We start from the raw sequence: 26,303 nt of genomic DNA on the forward strand, positions 1-26,303 counted from the left end.
TTGGTATGAGTCGTTCAATCAAATCTGGCGAGACAGCCTGTCGGTTCACGCAGACCAGGACGCCCGCGACGCCGGATTCTTCGTCGGCGAAGACCTATCTGTCACCGACCGGTTTACGGGGTACTCGCTCGCGGAACGAGCCGGCCGTCAAGCGCAGGCACAAGCATTCGACGGCGAAATCCGTCAACGGGTCCTGCAATTGATTAGCACCGATCAGCAAGTCGCGGGAAAAATTACGAGCGCAATGGGAGGAATCGGCAACATCTTCCCCGAAGATACTCCCACGACTACGACCACCACACCAACTCAGCCGCCCCCACAATGTAAGACTGGGGACATAGCGAAGCTGCAAAGAAAAGTGGACGAATTTAATCGCAGAGAACAAGACTACTTGAGGAGAGTAGCCGCGCATGATAAGAAGCCACGCGATTACAACATGAATGACCCGGCGCAGCGCGAAAGCATACGATTTATGTGTCAAAGAAGAAACTGACCACCGGCAAGACGCTCAGCGGCCAGCGCCATCAGACAGCGCCGCCGAACGACCGCCAGCCGGCGACATCAGTACAGTCGGTGGTCCCGTTCACCGGGCCTGTCCCGTCCCACAGGGCTGGCCGTTGATGCCGCGAATAACGTCTACGTCGCCAGACACCGGCAATAATCGCGTGGTCAAATTGGCTCCTGAATCTGGCCCGCAGCAAGTGGTTGGTTTCTCGGGTCTCAACAGTCCTTTTGGTGTCGCAGTCGATTTGGCTGGCAACATCTATGCTGTTGATGACGGCCAGCGAGTGGTGCAGTTCCTGGTAGGGCGCAACATCCGAAATGTGTTGCCATTTGCCGGCCTGTCCAGCATTGGTGGAATAGCCGTCGATTCCGCCGGAAACGTCTACGTTGTCGACACCGGCAATAATCAGGTGTTGATGTTGCCCGCCGGGTCGAGCACCCAGCAAGTATTGGGATTTTCCGATCTTCACTACCCGGGCGACGTGGCGGTCGATTCGGACGGCAACGTCTACGTCAGCGAAATCTGGACTTATCGAGTCCGAGTCTTGGACGCAGGTTCGGGCCACCAGCACGAGTTGTCCTTTGACCATGATTTGTACCACATCCACGTTTTTGCGGTAGCTGTTGATCGCGCCGCCAATGTTTATGTCACGGACAATTTTCAGGGCCAAGGCTATTGGGTGGCGGAGTTGGCGGCTGGTTCAAGGGCGCCAAGGCTGCTGCCGTTCACCGACCTAGACGGACCCAATGGGGTGGCGGTTGATGCCGCCGGCACCGTCTACGTCACCGATTATGGCCACAGTCGGCTCGCCAAGTTGACATCGCGATAGTCGGCCGCGGTGACATCCCGTTCAGCGAACGCTGAGGGCCGGCGCACCGCGCCGCACACGGTAGGCCCAAAGCTCGGGTTGCACCAGCTGAGCGCGCCGTCGGGCACCGGCGGTTGATTGCTGGCTGGCGATCGACCTCGGCCAGCCGACCGACAGGCAACCCACGCTCCCGGAAGGATACCGCTCCGTCCCGAGATGTGTCGCGGCGCCATCGGCACTAGCAACGCGTTGGTCCTATTTGGCTCGAGCGTTCTGGTCAACCCAATCTAGGATCTAGCATTTGCCAACCGTGATTGACTATTATGTCAACGTATGTTGACGGTTACGCGGGTGCTGCCCCACAGTGACGCCAATCGAGCGACGCCCTCGGGTGGTGCATACCGACCTCAGACCCGGTCGGCTTCGTGGGCATGCGGCGTCCATCGCTCGTCGAGCCACCCGGGTGCCCCGGATCAGAACTCGTGGCGACGCACCTGCAGATCGATGCAGGTCGGGCCGTTCTGCATAGCGGTTTTCGGCAAAGCAATTACTGATCGGGACGCGTGCTCTGGTCGGATCTCTGAACCCTCCCCCCACGGACCGTATTCCGGCATACCTGGAGGCCCACTGATTGCGCCTCGAAGAGATGAAGGGGCAACAGCGTGTCGCAACAGCTATCCGTGACGATCGTTATTCCGGCCTACAATGAGGCCGAGTTTATCGGCAATTGTCTGGAGTCGTGCATAGCCCAATGCTCGCTACCGGAAGAGATCATCGTCGTCAACAACAACTCGGTCGACGAGACGGCGTCGATCGTTTACCGCTATCAAGCGGAAAACCCGCATATCAACATCCGCCTGCTCCATCAAAACGACCGTCAGGGCATTACCCCGACGCGTAACCTTGGCTTCGATAATGCTTCGCATGACGTGATTGGCCGTATCGACGCCGATTCATGTATCAGCCCTGATTGGGTTCAAACGATCCGGCGCTGCTTCCAGGACCCTGACATCGCGGCGGTCACCGGCCCAGTCTTCTATTACGACATGCCCCTGCGGAGGTTCATCCTTTGGCTCGACGACAAAACACGCCAAATGCTGCACCGCAACGCGCGGGACGAAGGGTTTCTCTACGGATCCAATATGGCCATTCGCGCCTCGGCCTGGAAGGAAGTCCGGCAGCTCACACATCCGGATACCGAGAACCTGCTTCACGAGGATATCGACCTGGCGCTGACATTAGTCGAAAACAACTTGCCGATCGCATACGATCCCACACTCGTCGCGGGACTCTCGGGGCGCCGGGTGGAGAGCTCGCCACGAGATTTCTACCGGTATGCGACACGCTACGGCAGGACGACGCGGCTCCACGGAATGAGAAGTCGCATGGCGCCGATAGTTACCGCGATTCTGCTGTTGGGATATTTTCCGGTGCACGCGATAAGGCGTTCATATGATGCCGAGAATAGAAAGCTTTCCTTCCCTATCAAAGCTATACAACGGGAGCGAGCTGCTTTCAGGAACGCCCCGGATACCCGCGCATTTCAGACCGCTCCTCGTGGCTCTCAGCCGGACGCGGCTGGAGTCGGGCGCACCAGGACCCCACCGACCGAGCCCGCGCTGACCGCGCCGAGACTGCGCCCACATCGCCGCTCAGCGCCGGCTCCACGCACCTGACGCAGACTCGATCTCAATAACCACCCCCGCTGTCCGGCCCCGCATCTCAAAGCCACTCAGCCTCGTCGCCTACCATCGACCCTCGTGCCCCTCGACGGTAATGAGCGATCTCACCGGATCGCCCGCCTAGTAGCCGTCGTCTCGGGAATCGCCGGACTGCTGTTGTGTGCCCTGGTTCCGCTGCTTCCGGTGAAGCAGACGACGGCGACCATCCTATGGCCGCAGGGCACGACCGCCGACGGCGATATAACCCAGATCACCGCACCATTGGTATCCGGAGCACCGCGGGCACTCGACATCTCGGTCCCGTGCCCGGCGATCGCCACCCTGCCCGCCGGCGGCGGCCTGGTGCTGTCGACCCTGCCGGCCGGTGGCGTGGACACCGGTAAACATGGCCTGTTCGTTCGGGCCGACAAGGACACCGTCGTCGTCGCCTTCCGCGACACGGTGGCCGCGGTGGCATCGCGCTCGGCAATCGCCGAGGGACGCTGCAGCGTGCTGCACCTGTGGGCCGACGCCGGCGGTGCGCACGCCGACTTCGTCGGCATTCCCGGCGCCGCGGGAACTCTGCCCGCCGAAAAGAAGCCACAGGTCGGCGGGATCTTCACCGACTTGACGGTGGCCGCCCAGCCCGGCCTGTCGGCCCGCATCGACGTCGACACCCGATTCATCACCAACCCCACCGCCGTCAAAACGATCGCGATGACCCTGGGCGCGCTGGCGGTCGCGGTAGCGATCCTGGCTTTGGCGGTCCTGGATCGCCAGAGCCGGGGCGGTGTGCGGCTCTCCCGACGCCGCCCCGGCTGGGCAATCTGGCTCGCCGACGCCGGGGTGATCGCCACACTGCTGCTCTGGCACATCATCGGCGCCACCTCCTCCGACGACGGCTACAACCTGACCATCGCCCGCGTCGCGCCCAAGGCCGGCTATGTCGCCAACTACTACCGCTACTTCGGCACCACGGAGGCGCCGTTCGACTGGTATCTCGGGGTGCTAGCCCGGCTGGCGTCGCTGAGCACCGCCGGCGTGTGGATGCGGCTGCCGGCCACGCTGGCCGGGATCGGCTGCTGGCTGATCATCAGTCACTTTGCGCTGCGGCGGCTGGGACCCGGCAAGGGCGGCCTGGCGTCCAACCGGGCGGCGGTGCTGACCGCGGGCGCGGTGTTCCTGGCCGCGTGGCTGCCGTTCAACAACGGCCTGCGCCCCGAGCCGCTGATTGCCCTGGGTGTGCTGGTCACCTGGGTGCTGGTGGAACGCTCGATCGCGCAGCGGCATCTGGCGCCGGGCGCGCTCGCCATCATCGTCGCAATGCTGACCGCCACGCTAGCGCCGCAGGGCCTGATAGCGCTGGCCCCGCTGCTCACCGGCGCGCGCGCCATCGCCCAAATCATCCGGCGGCGCCAGGCCACCGACGGCCTGCTGGCGCCGCTGGCAGTGCTGGCAGCGTCACTGTCGCTGATCACCGTGGTGGTGTTCCGCAGCCAAACGCTGGCGACGGTCGCCGAGTCGGCCCGGATCAAGTACAAGGTCGGACCCACGATCGCGTGGTACCAGGACTTCCTGCGCTACTACTTCCTCACGGTCGAGTCCAATGCGGACGGGTCGATGTCGCGCCGGTTCGCGGTGCTGGTGATGTTGCTGTGCCTGTTCGGGATGCTGTTCGTGCTGCTACGGCGCGACCGGGTGCCGGGGCTGTCCAGCGGTCCGGCCTGGCGGCTGATCGGCACCACGGCCGTCGGCCTGCTGCTATTGACGTTCACCCCGACCAAGTGGGCCATTCAGTTCGGCGCGTTCGCCAGCCTGGCCGGTGCCTTGGGGGCGGTCACCGCGTTCACCGTGGCGCGGATCGGCCTGCACAGCCGGCGAAACCTCACGCTCTACATCACCGCGTTGCTGTTCGTGCTGGCGTGGGCCACTTCGGGCATCAATGGCTGGTTCTACGTCGGCAACTACGGCGTGCCGTGGTACGACATCCAGCCGGTCATCGCCAGCCACCCGGTGACGTCGATGTTCCTTGCGCTGTCGGTGCTGACCGGCCTGCTGGCCGCCTGGTACCACTTCCGGATGGACTACGCCGGGCACACCGAGGTCAAGGACAACCGGCGCAACCGGGTCCTGGCCTCGACCCCGCTGCTGGTGGTCGCGGTGATCATGGTGTTGGGCGAAGTCGGCTCGCTCGCCAAGGGCGCGGCCGCCCGCTACCCGCTGTACACCATCGCCAAGTCCAACCTGGCCGCGTTGGAATCCGGGCTGTCACCAAGCAGCTGCGCCATGGCCGACGACGTGCTGGCCGAACCCGATCCCAATGCCGGTATGCTGCAACCGGTTCCGGGTCAGGCCTTCGGACCCGACGGACCGCTCGGCGGCGTCAACCCGGTCGGCTTCAAACCCGAGGGCGTGGGTGAGGACCTGAGGTCCGACCCGGTGGTCAGCAAACCCGGAGTGGTCAACTCCGACGCCTCGCCCAACAAACCCAACGCCGCCATCACCGACTCCGCCGGCACCGCCGGCGGCAAGGGCCCGGTCGGGGTCAACGGCTCCCACGCGGCATTGCCGTTCGGGCTGGATCCCGCTCGCACCCCGGTGATGGGCAGCTACGGCGAGAACACCCTGGCCGCCACCGCCACCTCGGCCTGGTATCAACTGCCAGCCCGCAGCGCAGACCGGCCGCTGGTCGTGATCTCGGCCGCCGGGGCCATCTGGTCGTACAAAGAGGACGGCGACTTCGTCTACGGCCAGTCTTTGAAACTGCAGTGGGGTGTCACCCGGCCCGACGGCGGCATCCAGCCGCTCGGGCAGGTGTTCCCGATCGACCTCGGGCCGCAACCGGCGTGGCGCAACCTGCGGTTCCCGCTGACCTGGGCCCCGCCCGAGGCCGACGTGGCGCGCATCGTCGCCTACGACCCCAACCTGAGCCCCGAGCAATGGTTCGCGTTCACCCCGCCGCGGGTCCCGGTGCTGGAAACGCTGCAGCAGCTGATCGGCTCCCAGACACCGGTGTTGATGGATATCGCGACAGCCGCCAACTTCCCCTGCCAGCGGCCGTTCTCCGAACACCTTGGCGTGGCCGAACTTCCGCAATACCGGATCATGCCCGACCACAAACAGACCGCGGTGTCGTCGAACCTGTGGCAGTCCAGCTCCACCGGCGGGCCGTTCCTGTTCACCCAGGCGCTGCTGCGGACCTCGACCATCTCCACCTACCTGCGCGGCGACTGGTATCGCGACTGGGGAACGGTGGAGCAGTACTACCGGCTGGTGCCGGCCGATCAGGCACCGGATGCCGTCGTCCACCAAGGCGTGGTGACCGTGCCCGGCTGGAGCCGGCAAGGACCGATCAGGGCTCTCCCATGACGGCGGCCATCAGCATGACCGCGGCCGGCCGTGACGTGCGGGTGACCCGCTGGGTGGCGACGATCGCGGGCCTAGTCGGCTTCGTGTTGTCGGTCGCGACGCCATTGCTGCCGGTTGTGCAGACCACCGCGATGCTCAACTGGCCGCAAAACGGACAACTCAATAGCGTTACCGCGCCGTTGATTACGCTGACGCCGGTCGACCTGACGGCCACCGTGCCCTGCGAGGTGGTGCGCGGCATGCCGCCGCAGGGCGGGGTGGTGCTGGGCACCGCACCCAAGCAGGGCAAGGACGCCAACCTGCAGGCGATGTTCGTCGTCGTCAGCAGTCAGCGGGTCGACGTCACCGACCGCAACGTGGTGATCCTGTCCGTGCCGCGCGACCTGGTGGCTTCCCCGCAATGCCAGCAGATCGAGGTCACCTCGACGCACGCCGGAACGTTCGCCACCTTCGTCGGCCTCAAGGATCCCGGCGGGCAACCATTGCGCGGCGGCTTCCCCGATCCCAACCTGCGCCCCCAGATCGTCGGGGTGTTCACCGACCTCACCGGACCCGCGCCGCCCGGGCTGAAGTTCTCGGCGACCATCGACACCCGGTTCTCCACCACCCCCACCACACTGAAACTGCTGGCGATCATCGGCGCGATCGTGGCCACCATCGTCGCGTTGATCGCGCTGTGGCGCCTGGACCAGCTGGACGGCCACCGGATGCGTCGGTGGATTCCACAGAACTGGCGCACCTTCACCCTGCTCGACGCCGTGGTGATCTTCGCGTTCCTGCTCTGGCACGTCATCGGCGCCAACTCCTCCGACGACGGCTACATCCTGGGCATGGCCCGCGTCGCCGACCACGCCGGCTACATGTCCAACTACTTCCGCTGGTTCGGCAGCCCGGAGGACCCGTTCGGCTGGTACTACAACCTGCTGGCGCTGATGACCCACGTCAGTAACTCCAGCTTCTGGGACGCCAGCATCTGGATGCGGTTGCCGGACCTGTTCGCCGGACTGGTGTGCTGGCTGCTGCTCTCGCGTGAGGTGCTGCCACGGTTGGGGCCGGCGGTGGCGGCCAGCAAACCCGCCAACTGGGCCGCGGCGATGGTCCTGCTGACCGCGTGGATGCCGTTCAACAACGGCCTGCGGCCCGAAGGCATTATCGCGCTGGGCTCGCTGGTCACCTACGTGCTGATCGAGCGGTCGATGCGGTACAGCCGGCTCACCCCGGCGGCGCTGGCGATCATCGCCGCCGCGTTCACGCTCGGTGTGCAGCCCACCGGCCTGATCGCGGTGGCCGCGCTGGTGGCCGGTGGGCGCCCGATCCTGCGGATCTTCGTGAAACGCCACCGACTGGTGGGCACGTTGCCGTTGCTGTCACCGATGCTGGCCGCCGGCACCATCATCCTGACCGTCGTCTTCGCCGACCAGACGCTGTCAACGGTGTTGGAAGCCACCAGGGTTCGCGGAAAGATCGGTCCCAGTCAGGCCTGGTACACCGAGAACCTGCGTTACTACTATCTCATCCTGCCCACCGTCGACGGTTCGCTGTCGCGCCGGTTCGGCTTCCTGATCACCGCGCTGTGCCTGTTCACCGCGGTGTTTATCATGCTGCGGCGCAAGCGAATTCCCGGCGTGGCGCGGGGGCCGGCGTGGCGATTGATGGGCGTCATCTTCGCCACCATGTTCTTCTTGATGTTCACCCCGACCAAGTGGGTGCACCACTTCGGGCTGTTCGCCGCGGTGGGGGCGGCGATGGCGGCGCTGACGACGGTGTTGGTATCACGGGAGGTGCTGCGCTGGTCGCGCAACCGGATGGCGTTCCTGGCGGCGGTGCTGTTCATGCTGGCGTTGTGCTGGGCCACCACCAACGGCTGGTGGTATGTGTCCAGCTATGGCGTGCCGTTCAACAGTGCGATGCCGAAGATCGCCGGAATCACGGTCAGCACAATCTTTTTCGCGCTGTTCGCGATCGCCGCGCTGTATGCGGCCTGGTTGCATTTCGCCCCCCGAGGCAGCGGTGAGGGCCGCCTGACCCGCGCACTCACCAGCGCGCCGGTCCCGCTGGCGGCCGGCTTCATGGCTTTGGTGTTCGTCGCGTCGATGGTCGCCGGGATCGTGCGCCAGTACCCCACCTACTCCAACGGCTGGTCCAACCTGCGGGCCTTCGTCGGCGGCTGCGGACTGGCCGACGACGTGCTCGTCGAGCCGGATCCGAACGAGGGCTTCATGACTGCGCTGCCCGGCGACTACGGCCCGCTGGGGCCGCTGGGTGGCATCAACCCGACAGGCTTTACCCCCAACGGCGTGCCGGAGCACACCGTCGCCGAGGCGATCGTGATGAAACCCAACCAGCCGGGCACCGATTACGACTGGGACGCGCCGACCAAACTCAAGACCGCGGGCATCAATGGATCCACGGTGCCGCTGCCCTACCAACTCGACCCCGCCCGGGTTCCGCTGGCCGGCACCTACACCACCGGCGCGCAGCAGCAAAGCAGACTCGCCTCGGCGTGGTATCTGCTGCCCAAGCCGGACGACGGACATCCGCTGGTGGTGGTGACCGCCGCCGGGAAGATCGCCGGGCACAGCGTGCTGCATGGCTACACCCCCGGGCAGACGGTGGCGCTGGAGTACGCCCGGCCGGGGCCGGGCGCGCTGGTGCCCGCCGGCCGGCTGGTGCCCGACGACCTCTACGGGGAACAGCCCAAAGCCTGGCGCAATCTGCGGTTCGCCCGCGACAAGATGCCCGCCGACGCCGTCGCCGTCCGGGTGGTGGCCGAGGACCTGTCCCTGACCCCCGAGGACTGGATCGCGGTGACCCCGCCGCGGGTGCCGGACCTGCGGTCGTTGCAGGAATACGTCGGCTCCACCCAACCGGTGCTGCTGGACTGGGCGGTGGGGCTGGCGTTCCCGTGTCAGCAGCCGATGCTGCACGTCAATGGCGTCACCGAAATCCCGAAATTCCGCATCACACCGGACTACAACGCCAAGAAGCTGGACACCGACACCTGGGAAGACGGCGTCAACGGCGGGCTGCTGGGCATCACCGACCTGCTGCTGCGCGCCCATGTGATGGCCACCTATCTGTCGCGCGACTGGGCCCGCGACTGGGGATCACTGCGCAAATTCGACACCCTGGTCGATGCGGCGCCCGCACAACTCGACCTGGGCACCGCGACCCGCAGCGGATTGTGGTCACCGGGCAAGATCCGGATCGGCCCCTGAGTTCGAGTCTGCGTTCATCGCGGGTGCCAGGCCGCTAGGCACGCGCTGGTCACAGTTTCGGCGACATAGACGCAGTCTCGTCACCGGGCGATCAGCACACTCCTGCCGATGACGGCCCCGTCGGCGCCCAGCGCCTCGAGTTGGTAGTAACCGCCAGCATTCCCAATCTGCGGAATCGACGTGTCGTAGCCGGACCAGGCGACGGTGGTCCGCGGCGTCAAGGTGTTGCTTTCCGGGCCGTGCAGTAACCGCCACCGGTTCACCCTGGTGGCGCCGTTCCAGACGGCGTGTGCGGTATCGCCGGCGAAGGTCAGTTGCGGGGGTTCGACGGGATCGCCGGTCCACTCGTCGAGGAACGCCCGATAGGTACCGCCGGGCAGGCTGGCGTCGAACACCATCTCGCCAGCCGCGGTGAACTCGGAGATGCGTTCGGCGGTGCCCCATCCGGAGAAGGCGTTGCCACCCGGAAGCTGTTGCAGGTTACCCATGGCCCCGACGCTGAGATTTCCCGGGTGCCGCTGGGCCCGGACCAGGCTCGCCCGCCCGGCGGCGATATCCAGATGGATCCATTTCAGGCTGGTCGGCACCACGCCATCGCCCATGTGCCCCTGACTGCCCTCGTAGTGGTTGTCGAACAACGTGATCGTGGCGGCATCGGGCATCTCCACGTCGTGCTGATACGCGAATTCGACGCCGTCGCCCAGGGCGAACGTGGACCGCTTACCACCCAGTCGCCAGTTGATGGCGCCGGTGCGGTAGTCGACATTGAAGACCGTGGAGAGGGCGCGCATGCTGATCACCAGGTTGCCCGCCGGGTCCAGCGCGATCGAGTTCATGTGGTACACGTCGAGCGTTTGGCCGGCGGTGTATTTTGCCGGCGAGTCGCTGATCGCGATGTGGCTCAACGCATCCCACTGGAACAGCGTCTGTTTCGTGGCTACGTCCACCACCGACGCGGTGCAGTTGTAGACCCGGCCGTCCTTCGGCCCGCCGATGGCCGTCAGGTCGGCCGCGACCTCCGGGTAGGACGTGATCAGGGCGCGACCGTCCGCGGTGAGCCGGAATTCGTGCATGTCCGACGGCAACTCGCCGCCGGGCGTCAGGGTCCTGATCACGTTGTAATGTTCGTCGGCGATATAGCTGGCGCCGAGTCCGTGGCCCCATTGCTTGCGGCCCTGCCACCACGTGAGCACCGGCTTTCCCCGGTAGCGCTGGACCCGGAGGTTGCCGGCGGTCTCCCCGGCCGGAAGTTCGCGCTGCCACACCACATGTCCGGATTTGTCGGCGACGACCAGCACACAGGGGCGCGTCACGTTCCCAAGATGGGCCGCCGTGGTTCCGGAGACAAAGAATACGTAGCCGGGCGCACCGCCGGACTCGTTGACCTTGATCGTGTACCCCAGCGACTGCGGCGAGACGGCCGATGCCGCTGGGTTCGCGGACTTGTGCCCGCGGGTACCGACGGCGATCAGCCCGCCCGAGAGAATGGCGCCCGTGGCGACACCGAGTTGTCGCCGCGAGATCCGCAATTCGCGTGTCATCGAACTCGTTTCGACGTGCACATCACCCTGAGCGTCACACCCCTTGGAGAGCGCTACTTCCGGCGGCCGGTCGCTGTGGTTATACACCAGATGCGATGAGCAGGCAGCCTGATTCGTCAGCCCCAGCCGGCAAAGCCTGGCGAGGTTTCGCCGTCGCTGATGCGGTCAATATCTAGTGCGGGTCGGGCAAACCGCGGGGAAAGAACGGTGGGGGCCATGCGCAGGCTGACACGATATATGACCTTTACGGCAGCAATCACTTTGGTGACTTGCCCGGCGGCGACGATCACGGTCGCCACTGCGGCGGCTAATCCGGGCTCGAGCAGCGCCACCAGGGTGGCGCTGGGAGCGGCCATGCGGCAATGCGATTACAGCCGCACCTCGGTCGCGCCCAGGTTGCCGGCGGTTCCTCCCCCTACAGGCACCGGCTCCGCGCTCATCCACCGCGCGGGATCGCAGGCGGTCGCCGAGGTACACCTGGTCAACCCCGCACAGCCCGGGATGCATTACGACGTCGGCCTGATCCAGGCACCCCGCCCATCGACGGCCCCGTGCGGTCCCGGGGCCCCGGGCACCGCTTTCACCGGCCTTGACCTCGATGCGGGCGGGACCGGGACGGTGACCATTCAGGACACGGTCCGGCAGGGTACGACCGGGGTGTGGGTAATTGTCGAGCGTCCCAACAGCAATTCCCAAAACCCCGCCGAGTTCTATACCTCGGAGTTCCTGGTGCCCATGTAGGCGAGGCGACCGCTCGCAAACCAGCAGGGACTTCGGTCCCTAGCGCGGCACGCCGTCGCATGATGCGATTCAAGGTGATTCGTCGATGGCGTCGGATGGAGGTATTGCCATGAACGTCTCACCCGATTCGCAGACCCGAACCCGGATGTTCTCCCGGGTGCTTGGTCCTTTCCTGGTGATCGTCGACGTGACGGCCGTGGTACGTGCCTCCGATATGGCGAAGCTGCTATCACAATTCGAGGCGAATTCGCTGTGGACCTGGGTGACCGGGGCTTTCGTCTTGCTGTTCGGCCTGATGATGGTGGCCAGTCACCAGTACTGGCGCGGTGCGGCGGCGATCATCGTGTCGCTGCTTGGCTGGCTTGTCACGTTGCGCGGGCTGCTGCTGTTGGCCTTTCCCGGGGCCTTCGTGTCGGTCGCCAACGCCATGATCGGGGCGCAGGCCGTGTGGGTGAGCTTATGCGTCGTTTTTGCGCTGGTCGGGCTGTATCTGACCTACGTCGGCTGGGCCCCGACGCCCAGCCGGCCGACCCAGCATGCGGCAACGGCAAGGCCGGATCTGCCACGCGCCGCGTGAGCGCACCCCGGTTTCTCGGCGCAGCGCGCTCGATCGCCGGCCTGGTGGCGACGGCGGTGACCGTCACCGCCGTCGGATGCACCACGACCGAGCCGTTCACCACTGACGGCAGATCATCGGGGGTGCACGAGGACGCCGTGGTCAGGCTCGACACTACTCAGCCGGACAAGCCGGTAGGTGTGCACTTCGGCCGCCATGCGGCCATTTACCTGCTGCAACGCGACGATCCCCAGTTCGCCACGCGGCTGGCGGTACTGCAACGAAGCCTGGACGAGGGGACGCCCGTTCGGTTCGACTACGCGGTGGCGGGGCCGCGGCTCACGCTGGTCGAGCCCGTGAAGTAGCGGTGCGCTGGATTCCGTTGTGGCGCAAGCTGTTTATCGCCACTGAAGCGGCGGGCCGGGTCGGAGCCGCGTCCCGCACGTATAGACATATATAAAACCTATGTAATAGTGTCGCGGGATGAGCGAATACCTGCTGGAGGCCGTGGACCGGCTGCCGTTCTCGACACCGGAAAAGGCCGAGCGCTACCGCACCGAGAATTACCAGGGCGCCACCGGTCTCAACTGGTACCTCACCGATCCCATGCTGCAGTTCACCATGGCGTACTACCTGCAGCCCGAAGAATTGGGAGTCGCCGAGCCGCATCTGACCCGCATCGGTGAGCTGATGGGCGGCCCGGTGACCCGTTGGGCCGAGGAAACCGACCGCAACCCCCCGCAGCTGGAACGCTACGACCGGTGGGGCCACGACATCAGCCGGGTGGTGATGCCGGAATCGTTCACCCGGTCCAAGCGGGCCATTCTGGACGCCCAGCAAGCCCTGCGCGACGACGCCAAGCGGTCCGGCGTGAGCCCGTCGCTGCCACTGTTCGCGTCCAACTATCTGCTCAACCAGGCCGACATCGGGATGGCCTGCGCGCTGGGCACCGGCGGCAACATGGTGCGGTCACTGGTGTCGGCCTACGCGCCCCCCGACGTGCGCGACTACGTCCTGGGCAAACTCAACTCCGGCGAGTGGGACGGCGAGGCGGCGCAACTGATGACCGAGCGCACTGGTGGCTCCGACCTGGGCGCGCTCGAAACCACAGCGACCCGCTGTGGCGACGCCTGGCTGCTGAACGGCTTCAAATGGTTTGCCTCCAATTGCGCCGGTGAGGCGTTCGTGGTGCTGGCCAAACCCGAGGGCGCCCCCGACTCGACCCGGGGAGTGGCCTCCTTCCTGGTGTTGCGGACCCGGCGGGACGGCTCCCGCAACGGCGTGCGCGTCCGGCGGCTGAAGGACAAACTGGGCACCCGCTCGGTCGCCTCCGGCGAGATCGAGTTCGTCGACGCAGAAGCCTTCCTGCTGTCCGGCGAACCTCAGGCCGACTCCGGGCCGGCCGACGGCAAGGGACTCGGCCGCATGATGGAACTGACCAACAAGTTACGGCTGGGCACCGCCTCGTTCGCCGTCGGCAACGCGCGCCGCGCCCTGGTCGAGGCGCTGTGCTATACCCGCCAGCGGCGCGCGTTCGGCGAGGCGTTGATCGACAAACCGCTGATCCGGCGCAAGCTGGCCGAGATGGTCGTCGACGTCGAAGCCGCGCTGGCGCTGATTTTCGACGGCACCGGAGCCACCAACCACTGTCAGCCGCAAACGATCCGGCAGCGCATCGCCGTGCCGGTGACCAAACTGCGGGTGTGCCGGCTCGGACTCACCGCCGCGTCCGACGCGGTCGAGCTGCACGGCGGCAACGGCTACATCGAAACCTGGCCGGTAGCAAGGATTTTGCGGGACGCGCAGGTCAACACCATCTGGGAAGGTTCCGACAATATCCTTTGCCTCGACGTGCGGCGGGGCATGGAACAGTCGCGGGCGCACGAGCCGCTGCTGGCCCGGATGCGCGATGCGGTCTCGGTGTCCGACGACGACGAGACCACGCGCCTGGTGTCGCAGCGTATCGAGGATCTCGACGCGGCGATCACGGCCTGGACGAAGCTGGACCCGGAGGTGGCCGAGGCGCGACTGTTCCCGCTGGCCCAATTCATGGGCGATGTCTACGCCGGGGCGTTGCTCACCGAGCAGGCGGCGTGGGAGCGGGCCACCCGCGGCGCCGACCGCAAGGCGCTCGTCGCCCGGCTATACGCGCAGCGGTATCTGGCCGAGCGCGGCCCGCTGCGAGGGATCGACGCCGAATCCGACGAAGCGCTGCAGCGCTTCGACCAGCTGATTGATGGCGCCTTCACGCATCGGTTGTGAACTCGCCCGACGCTCATTCGGCGTGGCGCGTCGCCGCCGCCCCCGGAGCACCAGCAGACGCAGAATCGCCCAATTTCGGCGGAAATTGGGCGATTCTGCGTCTGCTCGGCGCTACAGCTAGACCGGGATCAGCCCGTGCTTGCGACCCAAGCGTTGCCACTGCTGCTTGTCCCGCAACAAGTGCATCGACCGGCGCAGCAGCAGCCGGGTTTCGTGCGGATCGATGACCGCATCGATGAACCCGCGCTCGGCGGCGATCCATGGAATCGCCATGTTGAGGTTGTAGTTCTCGATGAACGACTTGCGAATTGCCTGCGCTTCTGGCGCAGTGGGGTCAGGGAAGCGTTTCATCAGCAGCTGCGCGGCCCCCTCGGCGCCGATCACCGCGATGCGCGCGGTGGGCCAGGCGAAGTTGAAGTCGGCGGTCAGCTGCCGGGAACCCATCACCGCGTATGCGCCGCCGTAGGACTTGCGGACGGTGATGGTCACCTTCGGCACGTCGGCCTCGACCACGGAGTACAGGAACCGCCCGCCGCGCTTGATGATGCCCCGCTTCTCCTCCTCGGCGCCCGGCAAGAACCCCGGGGTGTCGACCACGAACACCAGCGGGATCTGGAACGAATCACAGAACCTGATGAACCGCGCCGCCTTGTCGGATGCCTCATTGTCGATGGCCCCGGACATGTGCATGGGCTGGTTGGCGATCACACCCACCGGACGCCCGTCGACCCGGGCGTACCCGGTGATGATGGCCGGCCCGTGCTGGGCGGCGACGTCCAGAAAGTCGCCGTCGTCGAAGATGCGCAGCAGGATCTCGTGCATGTCGTAGGCCGCATTGTCGGAGTCCGGGACAATCGAGTCCAGCTCCAGGTCGGTCGGGGTGATCTCCGGTTCCAGTCCGGGATTGATGACCGGCGGCTTGCCGAAGCAGTTGGACGGCAGGAACGACAGGAAGTCGCGCACATACTGGAACGCCTCGGCTTCGGAGTTCACCACGTGGTGGATGTTGCCGTAGCGGGCCTGCGCGTCGGAGCCGCCGAGTTCGTCGAGGGTGACGTCCTCGCCGGTGACCTCCCGGATCACGTCCGGTCCGGTGACGAAGAAGTAGCCCTGGTCACGCACCGAGACCAGCAGGTCGTCCTGGATCGGCGAATAGACCGCTCCCCCGGCGCACTTGCCGAAGATGAGGGAGATTTGCGGCACCACCCCGGACAGCGCCTCGTGCCGTTGGCCCAGCTCGGCATACCACGCCAACGACGTGACGGCGTCCTGGATGCGGGCGCCGCCGGAGTCCTGAATGCCGACGATCGGGCAGCCGACCATCGCGCACCACTCCATCAGCCGGGCCACCTTGCGGCCGAACATCTCCCCGACGGTGCCGCCGAACACCGTCTGGTCGTGGGAGAACACCCCGACCGGTCGGCCGTTGATCAGGCCGTGCCCGGTCACCACCCCGTCGCCGTAGAGCGCGTTGGGGTCGCCGGGAGTGCGGCACAACGCCCCGATTTCGAAGAAGGTGCCCGGGTCCACCAGCTCGTAGACGCGGGCGCGGGCACTCGGGATGCCCTTCTTGTCGCGCTTGGCGGCGGCCTTCTCACCGCCGGGCTCCTTGGCCAGCTCCAGCTTTTCGCGTAGTTCGGCCAGCAGCTCGGCGGTGGTCTTGGTGCTCACTTAGGGGCCCTCTGTTCAGCCTCGACGTTGTGCTCGATCTTGTTCAAGGCGCGGCTCATGTGTTCGCCCACCTTGGCGATGATCGGCTCGTCGATGGCCTGGATGTGCTCACCACCGATCGGCACGACCTCGAGGTCGGTGACGTATTCACCCCAACCGCCGTCCGGCTGGCGAACGGCATACCGTGGCTCGAACATGATCGCGTCGTCATGGTATCGGTCGGCCATATAGAGGGTGACATGCCCGTCGTAGGGCTGGATCTGCGCGGTGTCGATCGCCCGGTTGTCCAGGTACGACGTGCGCTGGTGCTCGATGATCCCGGCCGGGATCTGCACACCGGACTCCCGGACGGCGTCGAGCACAAACCGGACCTGGCCCTCGTCGTCGAGCTCCTCGAGCTGCTCGTAGGGGATCGCCGGGATGGTGACGTTGAACGTCTTCTCGGCGAAACGGGCATAGCGGTCCCAGCGCTTGCGGATCTCCTCCTTGGTCTGCGGGATCTCCTCGCCGGCGCGCACCGCGTCGATCAGGCCCACGAACCGGACGTCCTTGCCCAGCCGCTTGAGCCCGATCGCGCAGGCGTAGGCCAGGACCCCGCCCAGCGACCAGCCGACCAGGATGTAGGGACCGGCGCCCTGCATCTCGATCAGCTTCGGCACATAGACAGCGGCACGCTCTTCGATCGACCCCTCGACTCGTTCGAAGCCGTACATCGGGGTGTCGGCCGGCAGCCGATTGAGCAGCGGTTCGTACACCACGGTCGACCCGCCGGCCGGGTGGAACACGAACACCGGCGGCTTGGTGCCGCCCTCGGGCCGGGCCCGCAGCGTGCGCACGAACCCGTCGATCTGGCCCGCCTCCAGGTAGCCACGCACCTTGTCGGCCAGTGCCTCGATGTTCTCCGACGTCAGCACGTCCTCGGCGGTGATCTCACCTTCGGCACGCTCGGAGAGCCGCTGCGCCATTGTGGCCGCCTTGTCGTCGTCCAACTTGGGCAGCGGGTTGAAGATGCCGCCCGGCGACTTGCCGGTGACGATCGCCCAGGTGGCGAAGGTGACGCGCTCGGCGGCATCGCGCGGCGGCACGTCGGAGTTGAGCGCCTTGGCGACCGCTTCCCGATTGAGCGCTTCCGCGGCGGCCACCAGGTTGGGCTGCCCATTACCGGTAGGGCCGGAGGGGTCCGTCGGCGGCGGCGGTACGGGAATGTCCGAAGCGGGCGCGGCCTGCGTTTCCGGTGCGGCTTGCGGATCAGGTGCCGGCGCAGTCACGGTGGAAACCGTTGCCCCACTGACCAATTCAGCCTGCGCCCGGGCGATCTCCTCGGCCGTCTGGGTCTTCTGGTACTCGCTGAGCTGCTCGACCTCGTCGCGGTGCTCGACCGCGTACTCGATCAGCTTTTCGACGTTGTAGAGATTGGCGTCGCGCACCGCCGTCAACTGAATCGGCGGTAGATCGAAGTCGTACTCGACGCGGTTCTTGATCCGCACCGCCATCAGCGAGTCCAGACCGAGCTCGATCAGCGGCACCTCCCACGGCAGGTCCTCGGGCTCGTAACCCATCGCCGACCCGACGATCAGGCCCAACCGGTCGGCGATGGTCTCCCCGGAATCCGGTGACCATCTGCCCACATCGCTCGGCAGGTAGCGGTTGGTCAAGCTGTCGGTCAGCGTGTCGGCTTCCGATTCCTCGACCGAAGCTTCGGGGACCAAAGCGGGTGCAGCGGTGATCGCCGCGCCCGCCCCAACCTGGACCGGCAGCACCGCATCGGAACCGGCCCGAGCCACCAGGGCGTCGTAGACCAGCGTGAACGATTCGTCGATGCGGGCGTGCACCTGAACCGACGCACCGCCGGGATGGCGGGTCATGGTCGTCACCAGCCGGGCACCGTCGGCGGGTATCGCGCGCTGCTCGGCGGCGGTCAGCTGTGCGTCGGTAAGCACTTGGGCCGCAGCGGCTCTGACCAAAGCCGCGAGGTCCGCCTGGCCGTCGCGCGGGGCATACTCCCACACGTGGCGGCCATCCGGCAGCGCGACATGGTTGCCCGGCATGATCACCGAGGCGTCGCCGGAGAAGTGCGCGTCGAGCCAGTGCTCCTTGCGCTTGAAGCGGGTCGGCGGAATGTTGGCGAAATCTTCGGGGCCAGTGGCACGGCTGAACAGCGTCCAGATGTCCAGGTCGTGGCCGTAGACGTAGAGCTGGGCCATGGTCGAGATCATCGACTCGACCTCGTCCTGCTTGCGGGCCAGTGTCGGAATCAGCTGGGCGTCATGCAGACCGGCGGCGGCCGTGGTCAGGCCCACCTGCATCAGCGCCACCGGGTTGGGCGCCAGCTCCAGGAAGGTGGTGTGCCCACTGTCGACGGCGTTGCGGATCCCGTGGGTGAAGTAGACGGAATGCCGCAGGCCCTTCTTCCAGTACTTGACGTCGTGGATGGGCTCGCTGCCCGGCTTGATGTAGCTGCCCTCATGCACCGTCGAGTAGATCCCGCAGGTGGGGCTCAGCGCCTTGATGCCCTGCAGCTCCGCGGCAAGCTCGCCGAGCAGCGGATCCATCTGCTGGGTGTGGCTGGCGCCCTTGGTCTGGAACTTACGCGCGAACTTGCCCTCGGCTTCGGCCCGGGCGATGATCGCGTCCACCTGTTCGGGCGGGCCCCCGATGACGGTCTGGGTGGGAGCGGCGTAGACGCACACCTCCAGATCGGGAAAGTCGGAGAACACCGTCTTGATCTCGTCGGCGGAGTATTCCACCAGCGCCATCAACCGGATGTACTCGCCGAACAGCATCGCCTCGCCCTCGCCCATCAAATGCGAGCGCGAGCAGATGGTGCGGGTGGCATCGCGGAGCGACAGACCGCCGGCGAAATACGCCGACGCCGCCTCGCCCAGCGACTGTCCGACCACCGCGGCCGGCTTGGCGCCATGATGCTTGAGCAGCTCACCCAGGGCGATCTGGATCGCGAAGATGGTGACCTGGGTGGTCTCGATGCCGTAGTCCTGCGAATCGTCCAGGATCAGCTCGAGCACCGAGTACCCCAGCTCGTCCTGGACCAGCGCGTCGACCTTCTCGATCCACTCGGCGAACACCGGATTGCGCAGGTACAGGCTCTTGCCCATCTTGCGGTGCTGGGCGCCGAACCCGGCCAGCACCCACACCGGACCATTGGTCACCGGCCCGTCGACGCTGAACACGTTCGGCGCCTGCTTGCCCGCGGCGACGGCCCGCAGCCCCTTGATGGCTTCCTCGTGATCGTGGGCCAGCACCACCGCGCGGGAGCGGCCGTGGTTGCGCCGCGACAGCGACCGGCCGATCGACTCCACCGACGACGCCTGCCCTTCGGGGCTTTCCATCCAGTCGGCCAGCTCGGCGGCCGCGGCCTTCTTGCGGGAGGTCAGGAACGCCGACACCGCCAGCGGGATCAGCGGGGGCTTGGGACCCTCCTGCGCCTCTTGCGCCGCAAGCTCTTCCAACGCAATTTCCTTGAGCCGCAACGCCTCCGCGGTGACGCCCGGCAACTCCGGTTCGTCGTCCTCGACAGGCGCGGTCGCGTCTGTGATGATGTTGCCGAAGTCGTCGAACCGCAGCGCGTGGCCTTCGAGCGCGGGTGCCTCGGATGGGGCGGTCTCGGCGGGCGCGGCCGCTTGCGGCTCGGGTTCGGGCTCGCGCTCGATCACGTCGCGGGGCAAGACCTCACGCACCACCACGTGCGCGTTGGCGCCTCCAAAGCCGAAGCTGGACACTCCCGCCACGGCGTAGCCGCCGTAGCGCGGCCAGTCGGTCACCGTGTCGATCACCTTCAGCCGCATCGCGTCGAAGTCGATGTAGGGGCTGGGCCCGGCGAAGTTGATCGACGGCGGCAGCTTGTCGTGCTGCAAAGCCAGCGCCACCTTGGCCATGCTGGCCGCACCGGCCGCCGACTCCAGGTGTCCGACATTGGTTTTCACCGCGCCGAGTAGCGCCGGCCGATCGGCGGGACGACCCTTGCCGACGACGCGGCCCAGCGCCTCGGCCTCGATCGGGTCACCGAGGACGGTTCCGGTGCCGTGCGCCTCGATGTAATCGACGGTGCGCGGATCGATGCCGGCATCCTTGTAGGCCCGGCGCAGCACGTCGGCCTGCGCGTCCTGGTTGGGCGCGATCAGGCCGTTGGACCGGCCGTCGTGGTTGACCGCGCTGCCGGCGATCACGGCGAGGATCTGGTCGCCGTCACGGCGGGCGTCGTCGACCCGCTTGAGCACCAGCATCCCGCCGCCCTCGGAGCGGGTGTAGCCGTCGGCGTCGGAAGAGAACGACTTGATCCGGCCGTCTGGTGCCAGCACCTGTCCGATCTCGTCGAAACCCAGCGTCACCACGGGGGTGATCAGCGCGTTGACGCCCCCGGCCACCGCGACGTCGCATTCGCCCATCCGCAGGGCCTGCACCGCCTGGTGGGTGGCTACCAGTGAACTCGAGCATGCGGTGTCGACCGCGACCGAAGGGCCGCGGAAGTCGTAGAAGTAGGACACCCGGTTGGCGATGATCGAGGTGGCGGTGCCGGTGATCGCGTACGGGTGGGCAACTGTGGGGTCCGATACCGCCAGGAAGCTGTAGTCGTTGTTGGAGACGCCGACGTACACGCCGACGGCCCCGCCGCGCAGGCTCGACGCCGGGATGCGAGCGTGTTCGAGCGCCTCCCAGGTCAGCTCCAGCGCCATCCGCTGTTGCGGGTCGATGTTGTCGGCTTCGGTCTTGGCCACCGCGAAGAACTCCGAGTCGAAACCCTTGATGTCCTTCAGGTAGCCGCCGCGGGTACGCGCCGCCTTGACCCGCTCGGCCAGGCGCGGCTCTTCGAGGAATTCCGTCCAGCGGCCCTCGGGCAGGTCGGTGATGGCGTCGCGGCCTTCCAGCAGCGCCTGCCAGGTTTCGTCGGGAGTGTTCATGTCGCCGGGCAGCCGGGTGGACAGGCCCACGATCGCGATGTCGACCCGCTCGGCGGGGCCGTTGCGGGTCCAGTCGGTGACGTCGACGCCGTCGTCAGCCGTTTCGGGTTCGCCTTCGATGATCCGGGTGGCCAGCGACTCGATGGTCGGATGCTGGAAGGCCACCGCGACCGACAGCGTGACGCCGGTCAGGTCTTCGATGTCAGCCGCCATCGCCACGGCATCGCGTGACGACAAGCCCAACTCCACCATCGGCACCGACTCGTCGATCGAGTCCGGCGACTTGCCGACCGCCTTGCCCACCCAGTTGCGCAGCCACTGCCGCATCTCGGGGACCGTTGTTATGCGCCGCTCCTCAGCATCGCTTCGTCCCCCGCAAGCGGGCGGTACCCCCACTGCATCGTCGCCGGCGCGCATGTCGGTCCCGCCGGCGGGCGGTTTCTCCGGGTCGTTCGCCTGGGATACGTCTATGTCAGCCATGGGTACCTTTGTGGTTCTGGGGGCTCAGGATTCGGTGGCAAATGCCGTCGGGGAACCGACGCCGCTGCGCAGGCTGCCGTCGAGGTAGGCGGCCCGGCACGCGCGCCGTCCGATCTTGCCGCTGGAGGTCCGGGGAATCGTGCCGGCCGACACCAACAGCAGGTCCCGCACGGTCACCCCATGCCCGACGGCGATAGCGGCACGGATGTCGTCGGCGATCGGCTGGTATTCCAGTTTGTGCGTACCGGCAGCGCGTTCGGCGACGATCACCAGCTGCTCGGAGGTGTCCTCGGGGTCGAACTTCAGCCCGGCGTGCGGATCGTCGAACACCTTCTGCGGCAGCTGGTTGGCGGGCACCGAGAAGGCGGCCACGTAGCCGACCCGCAAGGCCTTGTTCGACTCCTGCGCGGTGAACTCCAGGTCCTGCGGGTAGTGGTTGCGGCCGTCGATGATGACCAGGTCCTTGATCCGGCCCGCTATATAGAGGTGTCCCTTGAAGTAGGTGCCGTAGTCGCCGGTGCGCACCCACAGGCCGTCGTCGGGGGCTCCCTCGGCGTGCGACTCGCTGATCCGCGACTTCAGGATGTTGCGGAATATCTGAGCGGATTCCTCTTCCTTGCCCCAGTACCCGATGCCCAGGTTGTTGCCGTGCAGCCAGATTTCGCCGATTTGCCCGTCCGGCAGCTCGCTAGCCGTGTCCGGGTCGACGATGACCGCCCACTCGTCGACGCCGACCTTGCCGGCCGAGACCTGCGCGACGGCATTCGGCGCGCCGGCGGGCACCTCGACGAAACGCTGATTGTTGAGCTCGTCTCGGTCCACATGGATGACGGTCGGCGGCTCGTTGGGCGCGGTAGTCGAGACGAACAGCGTCGCCTCGGCCAGACCGTAGGACGGCTTGACCGCAGTCTCGGGCAGACCGTACGGGGCAAAGGCTTCGAAGAATTTGCGCATCGACGCCGGCGACACCGGTTCACTGCCGTTGAGGATGCCCTTGACATTGCTGAGGTCCAATGGTGGTTCATCGTCGCGGGGCAGGCCGCGCACTGCCGCATGCTCGAAGGCAAAGTTGGGTGCGGCGGAGAAAGTTCCCCCGGTTTCGCCGGGCTTACGAGCGAGTTCGCGAATCCAGCGGCCGGGTCGGCGCACGAACGCGGCCGGAGTCATGAAGGTGAAGCTGTGGCCCAGCACCGACGTCAGCAGCACCGTGATCAGGCCCATATCGTGGAAGAACGGCAGCCAACTGACACCGCGGTCACCTTCTTGCCCTTCCAGTGCATGCAGCACCTGCAGCACGTTTGTCGGCAGATTCAGATGGGTGATCTGCACGCCGGTCGGCGTCCGGGTCGATCCGGAGGTGTACTGCAGGTAGGCCGTGGTGGACTCGTTGGCGTCGGGCTCCTGCCAGGTCGACGCGACCTCAGTGGGAACCGCGTCGACGGCGATCACCCGGGGCCGTTCCTTTGCCGAGCGGCTACGGATGAACTTGCGCACACCCTCGGCGGAGTCGGTGGTGGTCAGAATGGTCGACGGGGTGCAGTCGTCGAGTACCGCGTGCAACCGGCCGACGTGACCCGGCTCGGCCGGGTCGAACAACGGCACCGCGATCCGGCCGGAATACAGCGCGCCGAAGAAGGAGATCAGGTAGTCCAGGTTCTGTGGGCACAGGATGGCGATACGGTCGCCGGGCTGGGTGACCTGTTGCAGCCGGGCGCCGACGGCGCGGTTGCGCGCGCTGAACTCCGACCACAGGATGTCGCGTTCGATGCCGTCCCGTTCGGTGGAGAAGTCCAGGAACCGGTAGGCCAGCTTGTCGCCACGCACCTTCGCCCATTTTTCGACGTGACGCACCAGATTGGTGTTCTCCGGGAACCGGATTCGTCCATTGACGATGAACGGGTTGTGGTACGCCATGCCGCCCTCTCCTGTCACAACACTGCTTGGTCGGCTACGCCGACAGGGTTTACATCCTGGTCGGCTCCGCCGACGAGTTACATCCGTACGCGATCCGGCCCCTGAGCGGCGCGCACACTCGCGGGCGCGCCAATCGTTGCCGGCTACGACCCAGCCGGGTCATCCACATGCTCTTAAATTTCTCTTAATGTTAAGGGCCGTGAGGCGTCAGACCAAATCACAAGGTACCGCTGATCCCATTACGATCGGGGCACTAGCGACTGTGTCCCGCTGCCCCAATCTGCGAGCGCCCGGCCGCTGCGGCGCCTGGGGCCCGCCCTCGCCCGCCGTGTTCGGGCCACCCGTCTCGCCTCAGCCGTGTTTGGGATGCGGCGCCTTGTCGATGAGGTCGTGAGCCCAGTTCAACGTCCATTGCGTAGCCGGCTGCCCGTCGGAGTTCCAGAATTCGGGGGTGGCGTACATCGCGTGGACCGGTTGGCCGGCCCCACCCGCCAGCGTGTTGAGGGTGGTCGGCAGATTGGCGGGACTGAACGCCTCCTGCGGGGCGGCGCAAATCAGATCGCCCTGGGCACAGATCTCGTTGGTGCGACTGTCGAGTGCGCCGAAGCCACCCCGACGCGCCCCCGTCATCGTCAAGCCGAGCCCGGACAGCACCGGCACCTCATGCAGGGTGACCTCGGCGCCCTCGCCCGGGGGGCTGGGCGGGATGTCGTTGCCCACCCCCGGCTGGCGACGGCCATCGGCGATCAGCGTCACGCCCAGCACCAGGTCGTCATCGACCGGTCCCCGGCCGTTGCCGATATCGCTGGCCACATCGCCGGCAATCACCGCCCCCTGCGAGAAGCCGACCACCACATAGCTGGTCAGCGGGCACTTGTTATTCATGTCCGTCATCGCCTGCACCATCGCGCGGGTGCCCTCCGCCCGGCTTTCGTTGTAGGACATCTGACCGTCGGAACTGAGCGGATTGTGGAACTGCGCGGTGTAGGGAACCGTGTACGTCTGCACCCGCGATCCGGGGAACTGCTGGGAGATCGGCCCGGTCACATTCAGTAGCAACGCCTTCGGGAACTGCACCGGGTTGAGCGGGTTGTCCTGCGGCGACGACTCCCAGGTGCCGGGTACCGCGATCAACTGCACGTCCGGGCAGGACGCATCCTGGAAGGCTGGCCGGGGTTTGCGTGGGTGAGAGGTGGTGGGACCCGGGGTCAGCACCCCGGGCGGTACCGCGCTGGGCGGTGCTTCCTGGCGGCGCAGCATGACCACGCCGGCGACGATGACCAGCGCGACGACCGACGCCAGGGCGCCGGCCGCAACCCAGGCGAGGATTCGTTGGCGGCGTCTTCTGCGCCGGGAGTTGGTAGCCATGTTCTCCTGCTAGCAGCGTCGGTAAGTTTGAGTACAGCCTGCGGTCGGCGGCGATGTCGCGCACGCTCGCCGCCCGAGCCGCCCGAAGTCACCACACCGCGTCGGCACCCAGTGGCGCCGCCCGCTGCCGCACCCCATACACGGTACCGGCTGGTGACGAAGTTCCGTCCCGGACGATGTCTCCGCCGCGTGGCCCGGGGCCGGCTAGCTGGATCCGCCCGTCGGCTCGCTAGCGGATCGCGCCGACGATATCGCCGGACATGGCACCCAGTTGCGCCGACCACGAGCCCCAGCCGTTGTCGCCGCCGCCCGGGAAGTCGAAGTGACCGTTGTGCCCGCCGACGTTGCGATACTGCTGGTAGAACGACCTACTGTCGCCCATCGCCGCGCCGGCCTGACCGATCATGGCGGCAGGATCACTGGCGCCCAGGTTGGTCGGACTCCACACCCAGACCCGGGTGTTGTTCTGCGCCAGCAAAGCGACATGCACGCATGGGTCGTGCCACTTCCACCGGCCCAACTGTGGGGCACCCCACATGCCGTTGCCGTCCACACCGCCGAACTGCTGCAGGCCGGCGAGGATCGCACCGTTGGTGGTGGTGCTCGACGGGTACAGAAACCCGGAGAGCGATCCGGCGAAGCCGAATCGGTCCGGGTGGAACGCGGCCAGCGCCATTGCGCCATAGCCGCCCTGAGATGCGCCGACGGCGGCGTGACCGCCGGGCGCCAGGCCTTTGTTGGCCGCCAGCCAATCGGGAAGCTCACCGGACAGGAAGGTTTCCCACTGCTTGCTGCCGTCCTGTTCCCAGTTGGTGTACATGCTGTAGGCACCGCCGGCCGGGGCGACCACCGAGATTCCCTTGCCAGCCAGGGTGTTCATCGCGTTACCCGCGGTAACCCAGTTGCTGACGTCGGGGCCGGCGTTGAAGGCATCCAGCAGGTACACCGCGTGCGGGCCACCGCCAAGAAACGCGACCGGGATGTCGCGGCCCATGGCGCCCGACGGCACCATCAGGGTCTCGTAGGGGGCGGCTTTGGCCGTGCCCCACGATCCTGCTGCCACGGTGACACCGCCCAACGCGATCGACAGCACCGCAACGCAGAGCAGCCGTAGCACCACCGACAGACCCCTCATGTCCACCTCCATCGTGTATCGCTGCATGCCCGCAGCGCCCGACCGTGCGGCGGGTTCGAGGCACGCCCCGGCCCGCAAGGTAGCTAACCACACCGCACACAACGCGATAAAGGGGAGATAACGCAGAAGTAACCAACGGCGGCGACCCCGAAGGGTCG

The 26,303-nt window shown here is 66.5% G+C and carries 15 protein-coding genes; 8 read left to right on the plus strand and 7 right to left on the minus strand.

The genetic code is table 11. From position 1 onward, the window contains the following. Positions 1-665 precede the first annotated feature (665 nt). From B4U45_RS13455 to embB, 4 genes are all read left to right on the plus strand, one after another. Positions 666-1,334, plus strand: a complete 669-nt coding sequence (locus B4U45_RS13455; protein ID WP_158006390.1) for an NHL repeat-containing protein — start codon at positions 666-668, stop codon at positions 1,332-1,334. Between the two features lie 659 nt (positions 1,335-1,993). After that, positions 1,994-2,989: a glycosyltransferase family 2 protein gene (locus B4U45_RS13460; protein ID WP_158006389.1), complete on the plus strand. Its 996-nt coding sequence runs from the start codon at positions 1,994-1,996 to the stop codon at positions 2,987-2,989. Positions 2,990-3,073: 84 nt separating this feature from the next. After that, a complete protein-coding gene (locus B4U45_RS13465) occupies positions 3,074-6,343 on the plus strand; it encodes an arabinosyltransferase domain-containing protein (protein ID WP_075549796.1) in 3,270 nt (1,089 codons plus the stop codon). After that, positions 6,340-9,561, plus strand: coding sequence for an arabinosyltransferase EmbB (gene embB, locus B4U45_RS13470; protein ID WP_075549795.1), 3,222 nt, complete (start codon positions 6,340-6,342; stop codon positions 9,559-9,561). Before B4U45_RS13465 ends, embB begins: the two co-directional genes overlap by 4 nt. Before the next feature lie 80 nt (positions 9,562-9,641). Here the strand turns inward: embB and B4U45_RS13475 are convergent, their stop codons facing one another. Together B4U45_RS13475 and B4U45_RS29270 are read right to left on the minus strand one after the other, a co-directional pair. Further along, a complete protein-coding gene (locus B4U45_RS13475; RefSeq protein ID WP_075549794.1) occupies positions 9,642-11,102 on the minus strand; it encodes an arylsulfotransferase family protein in 1,461 nt (486 codons plus the stop codon). A 116-nt stretch (positions 11,103-11,218) separates the two neighbouring features. Further along, positions 11,219-11,458 (minus strand): hypothetical protein, encoded by a 240-nt coding sequence (locus B4U45_RS29270; protein WP_240316536.1) that lies wholly within the window; start codon positions 11,456-11,458, stop codon positions 11,219-11,221. Between B4U45_RS29270 and B4U45_RS13480 the strand changes: the two genes are divergently transcribed. From B4U45_RS13480 to B4U45_RS13495, 4 genes are all read left to right on the plus strand, one after another. Then, entirely contained in the window at positions 11,457-11,843 is a 387-nt protein-coding gene (locus B4U45_RS13480) for a hypothetical protein (RefSeq protein WP_240316537.1), read from the plus strand. The genes B4U45_RS29270 and B4U45_RS13480 overlap by 2 nt on opposite strands. 109 nt (positions 11,844-11,952) lie before the next feature. Continuing rightward, positions 11,953-12,420 (plus strand): hypothetical protein, encoded by a 468-nt coding sequence (locus B4U45_RS13485; RefSeq protein ID WP_240316538.1) that lies wholly within the window; start codon positions 11,953-11,955, stop codon positions 12,418-12,420. Further along, positions 12,417-12,764 (plus strand): hypothetical protein, encoded by a 348-nt coding sequence (locus tag B4U45_RS13490; protein ID WP_075549791.1) that lies wholly within the window; start codon positions 12,417-12,419, stop codon positions 12,762-12,764. Before B4U45_RS13485 ends, B4U45_RS13490 begins: the two co-directional genes overlap by 4 nt. Before the next feature lie 118 nt (positions 12,765-12,882). Next, positions 12,883-14,661 (plus strand): acyl-CoA dehydrogenase family protein, encoded by a 1,779-nt coding sequence (locus tag B4U45_RS13495; protein ID WP_122526537.1) that lies wholly within the window; start codon positions 12,883-12,885, stop codon positions 14,659-14,661. A gap of 117 nt (positions 14,662-14,778) precedes the next feature. Here B4U45_RS13495 and B4U45_RS13500 read toward each other — a convergent pair whose 3' ends face one another. The 5 genes from B4U45_RS13500 to B4U45_RS13520 form a co-directional block, all read right to left on the minus strand. Next, positions 14,779-16,332, minus strand: coding sequence for an acyl-CoA carboxylase subunit beta (locus B4U45_RS13500; RefSeq protein ID WP_075549789.1), 1,554 nt, complete (start codon positions 16,330-16,332; stop codon positions 14,779-14,781). After that, positions 16,329-21,728 (minus strand): polyketide synthase Pks13, encoded by a 5,400-nt coding sequence (pks13, locus tag B4U45_RS13505; protein ID WP_122526538.1) that lies wholly within the window; start codon positions 21,726-21,728, stop codon positions 16,329-16,331. The genes B4U45_RS13500 and pks13 overlap by 4 nt, the downstream gene beginning before the upstream one ends. A 24-nt stretch (positions 21,729-21,752) precedes the next feature. After that, entirely contained in the window at positions 21,753-23,642 is a 1,890-nt protein-coding gene (gene fadD32, locus B4U45_RS13510) for a long-chain-fatty-acid--AMP ligase FadD32 (RefSeq protein WP_075549788.1), read from the minus strand. A 351-nt stretch (positions 23,643-23,993) separates the two neighbouring features. Beyond that, positions 23,994-25,010 carry a carboxylesterase Culp6 gene (gene culp6, locus B4U45_RS13515; protein ID WP_219859413.1) on the minus strand — a complete coding sequence of 339 codons (1,017 nt, stop codon included), beginning with the start codon at positions 25,008-25,010 and terminating at the stop codon, positions 23,994-23,996. Positions 25,011-25,239: 229 nt separating this feature from the next. Then, positions 25,240-26,145, minus strand: a complete 906-nt coding sequence (locus B4U45_RS13520; protein WP_083153571.1) for an esterase family protein — start codon at positions 26,143-26,145, stop codon at positions 25,240-25,242. Between the last annotated feature and the right edge of the window lie 158 nt (positions 26,146-26,303).

Origin of the sequence: Mycobacterium persicum (assembly GCF_002086915.1) — a bacterium.
Lineage (GTDB): Bacteria > Actinomycetota > Actinomycetes > Mycobacteriales > Mycobacteriaceae > Mycobacterium > Mycobacterium persicum.

Excerpts from the sequence above, each read along its gene's own strand:
- embB (WP_075549795.1), top strand. The coding sequence starts at position 6,340 with ATGACGGCGGCCATCAGCATGACCGCGGCCGGCCGTGACGTGCGGGTG.
- B4U45_RS13475 (WP_075549794.1), bottom strand. The coding sequence starts at position 11,102 with ATGACACGCGAATTGCGGATCTCGCGGCGACAACTCGGTGTCGCCACG.
- B4U45_RS13480 (WP_240316537.1), top strand. The coding sequence starts at position 11,457 with ATGCGGCAATGCGATTACAGCCGCACCTCGGTCGCGCCCAGGTTGCCG.
- B4U45_RS29270 (WP_240316536.1), bottom strand. The coding sequence starts at position 11,458 with ATGGCCGCTCCCAGCGCCACCCTGGTGGCGCTGCTCGAGCCCGGATTA.
- B4U45_RS13485 (WP_240316538.1), top strand. The coding sequence starts at position 11,953 with ATGAACGTCTCACCCGATTCGCAGACCCGAACCCGGATGTTCTCCCGG.
- B4U45_RS13495 (WP_122526537.1), top strand. The coding sequence starts at position 12,883 with ATGAGCGAATACCTGCTGGAGGCCGTGGACCGGCTGCCGTTCTCGACA.
- pks13 (WP_122526538.1), bottom strand. The coding sequence starts at position 21,728 with ATGGCTGACATAGACGTATCCCAGGCGAACGACCCGGAGAAACCGCCC.
- fadD32 (WP_075549788.1), bottom strand. The coding sequence starts at position 23,642 with ATGGCGTACCACAACCCGTTCATCGTCAATGGACGAATCCGGTTCCCG.
- culp6 (WP_219859413.1), bottom strand. The coding sequence starts at position 25,010 with ATGGCTACCAACTCCCGGCGCAGAAGACGCCGCCAACGAATCCTCGCC.
- B4U45_RS13520 (WP_083153571.1), bottom strand. The coding sequence starts at position 26,145 with ATGAGGGGTCTGTCGGTGGTGCTACGGCTGCTCTGCGTTGCGGTGCTG.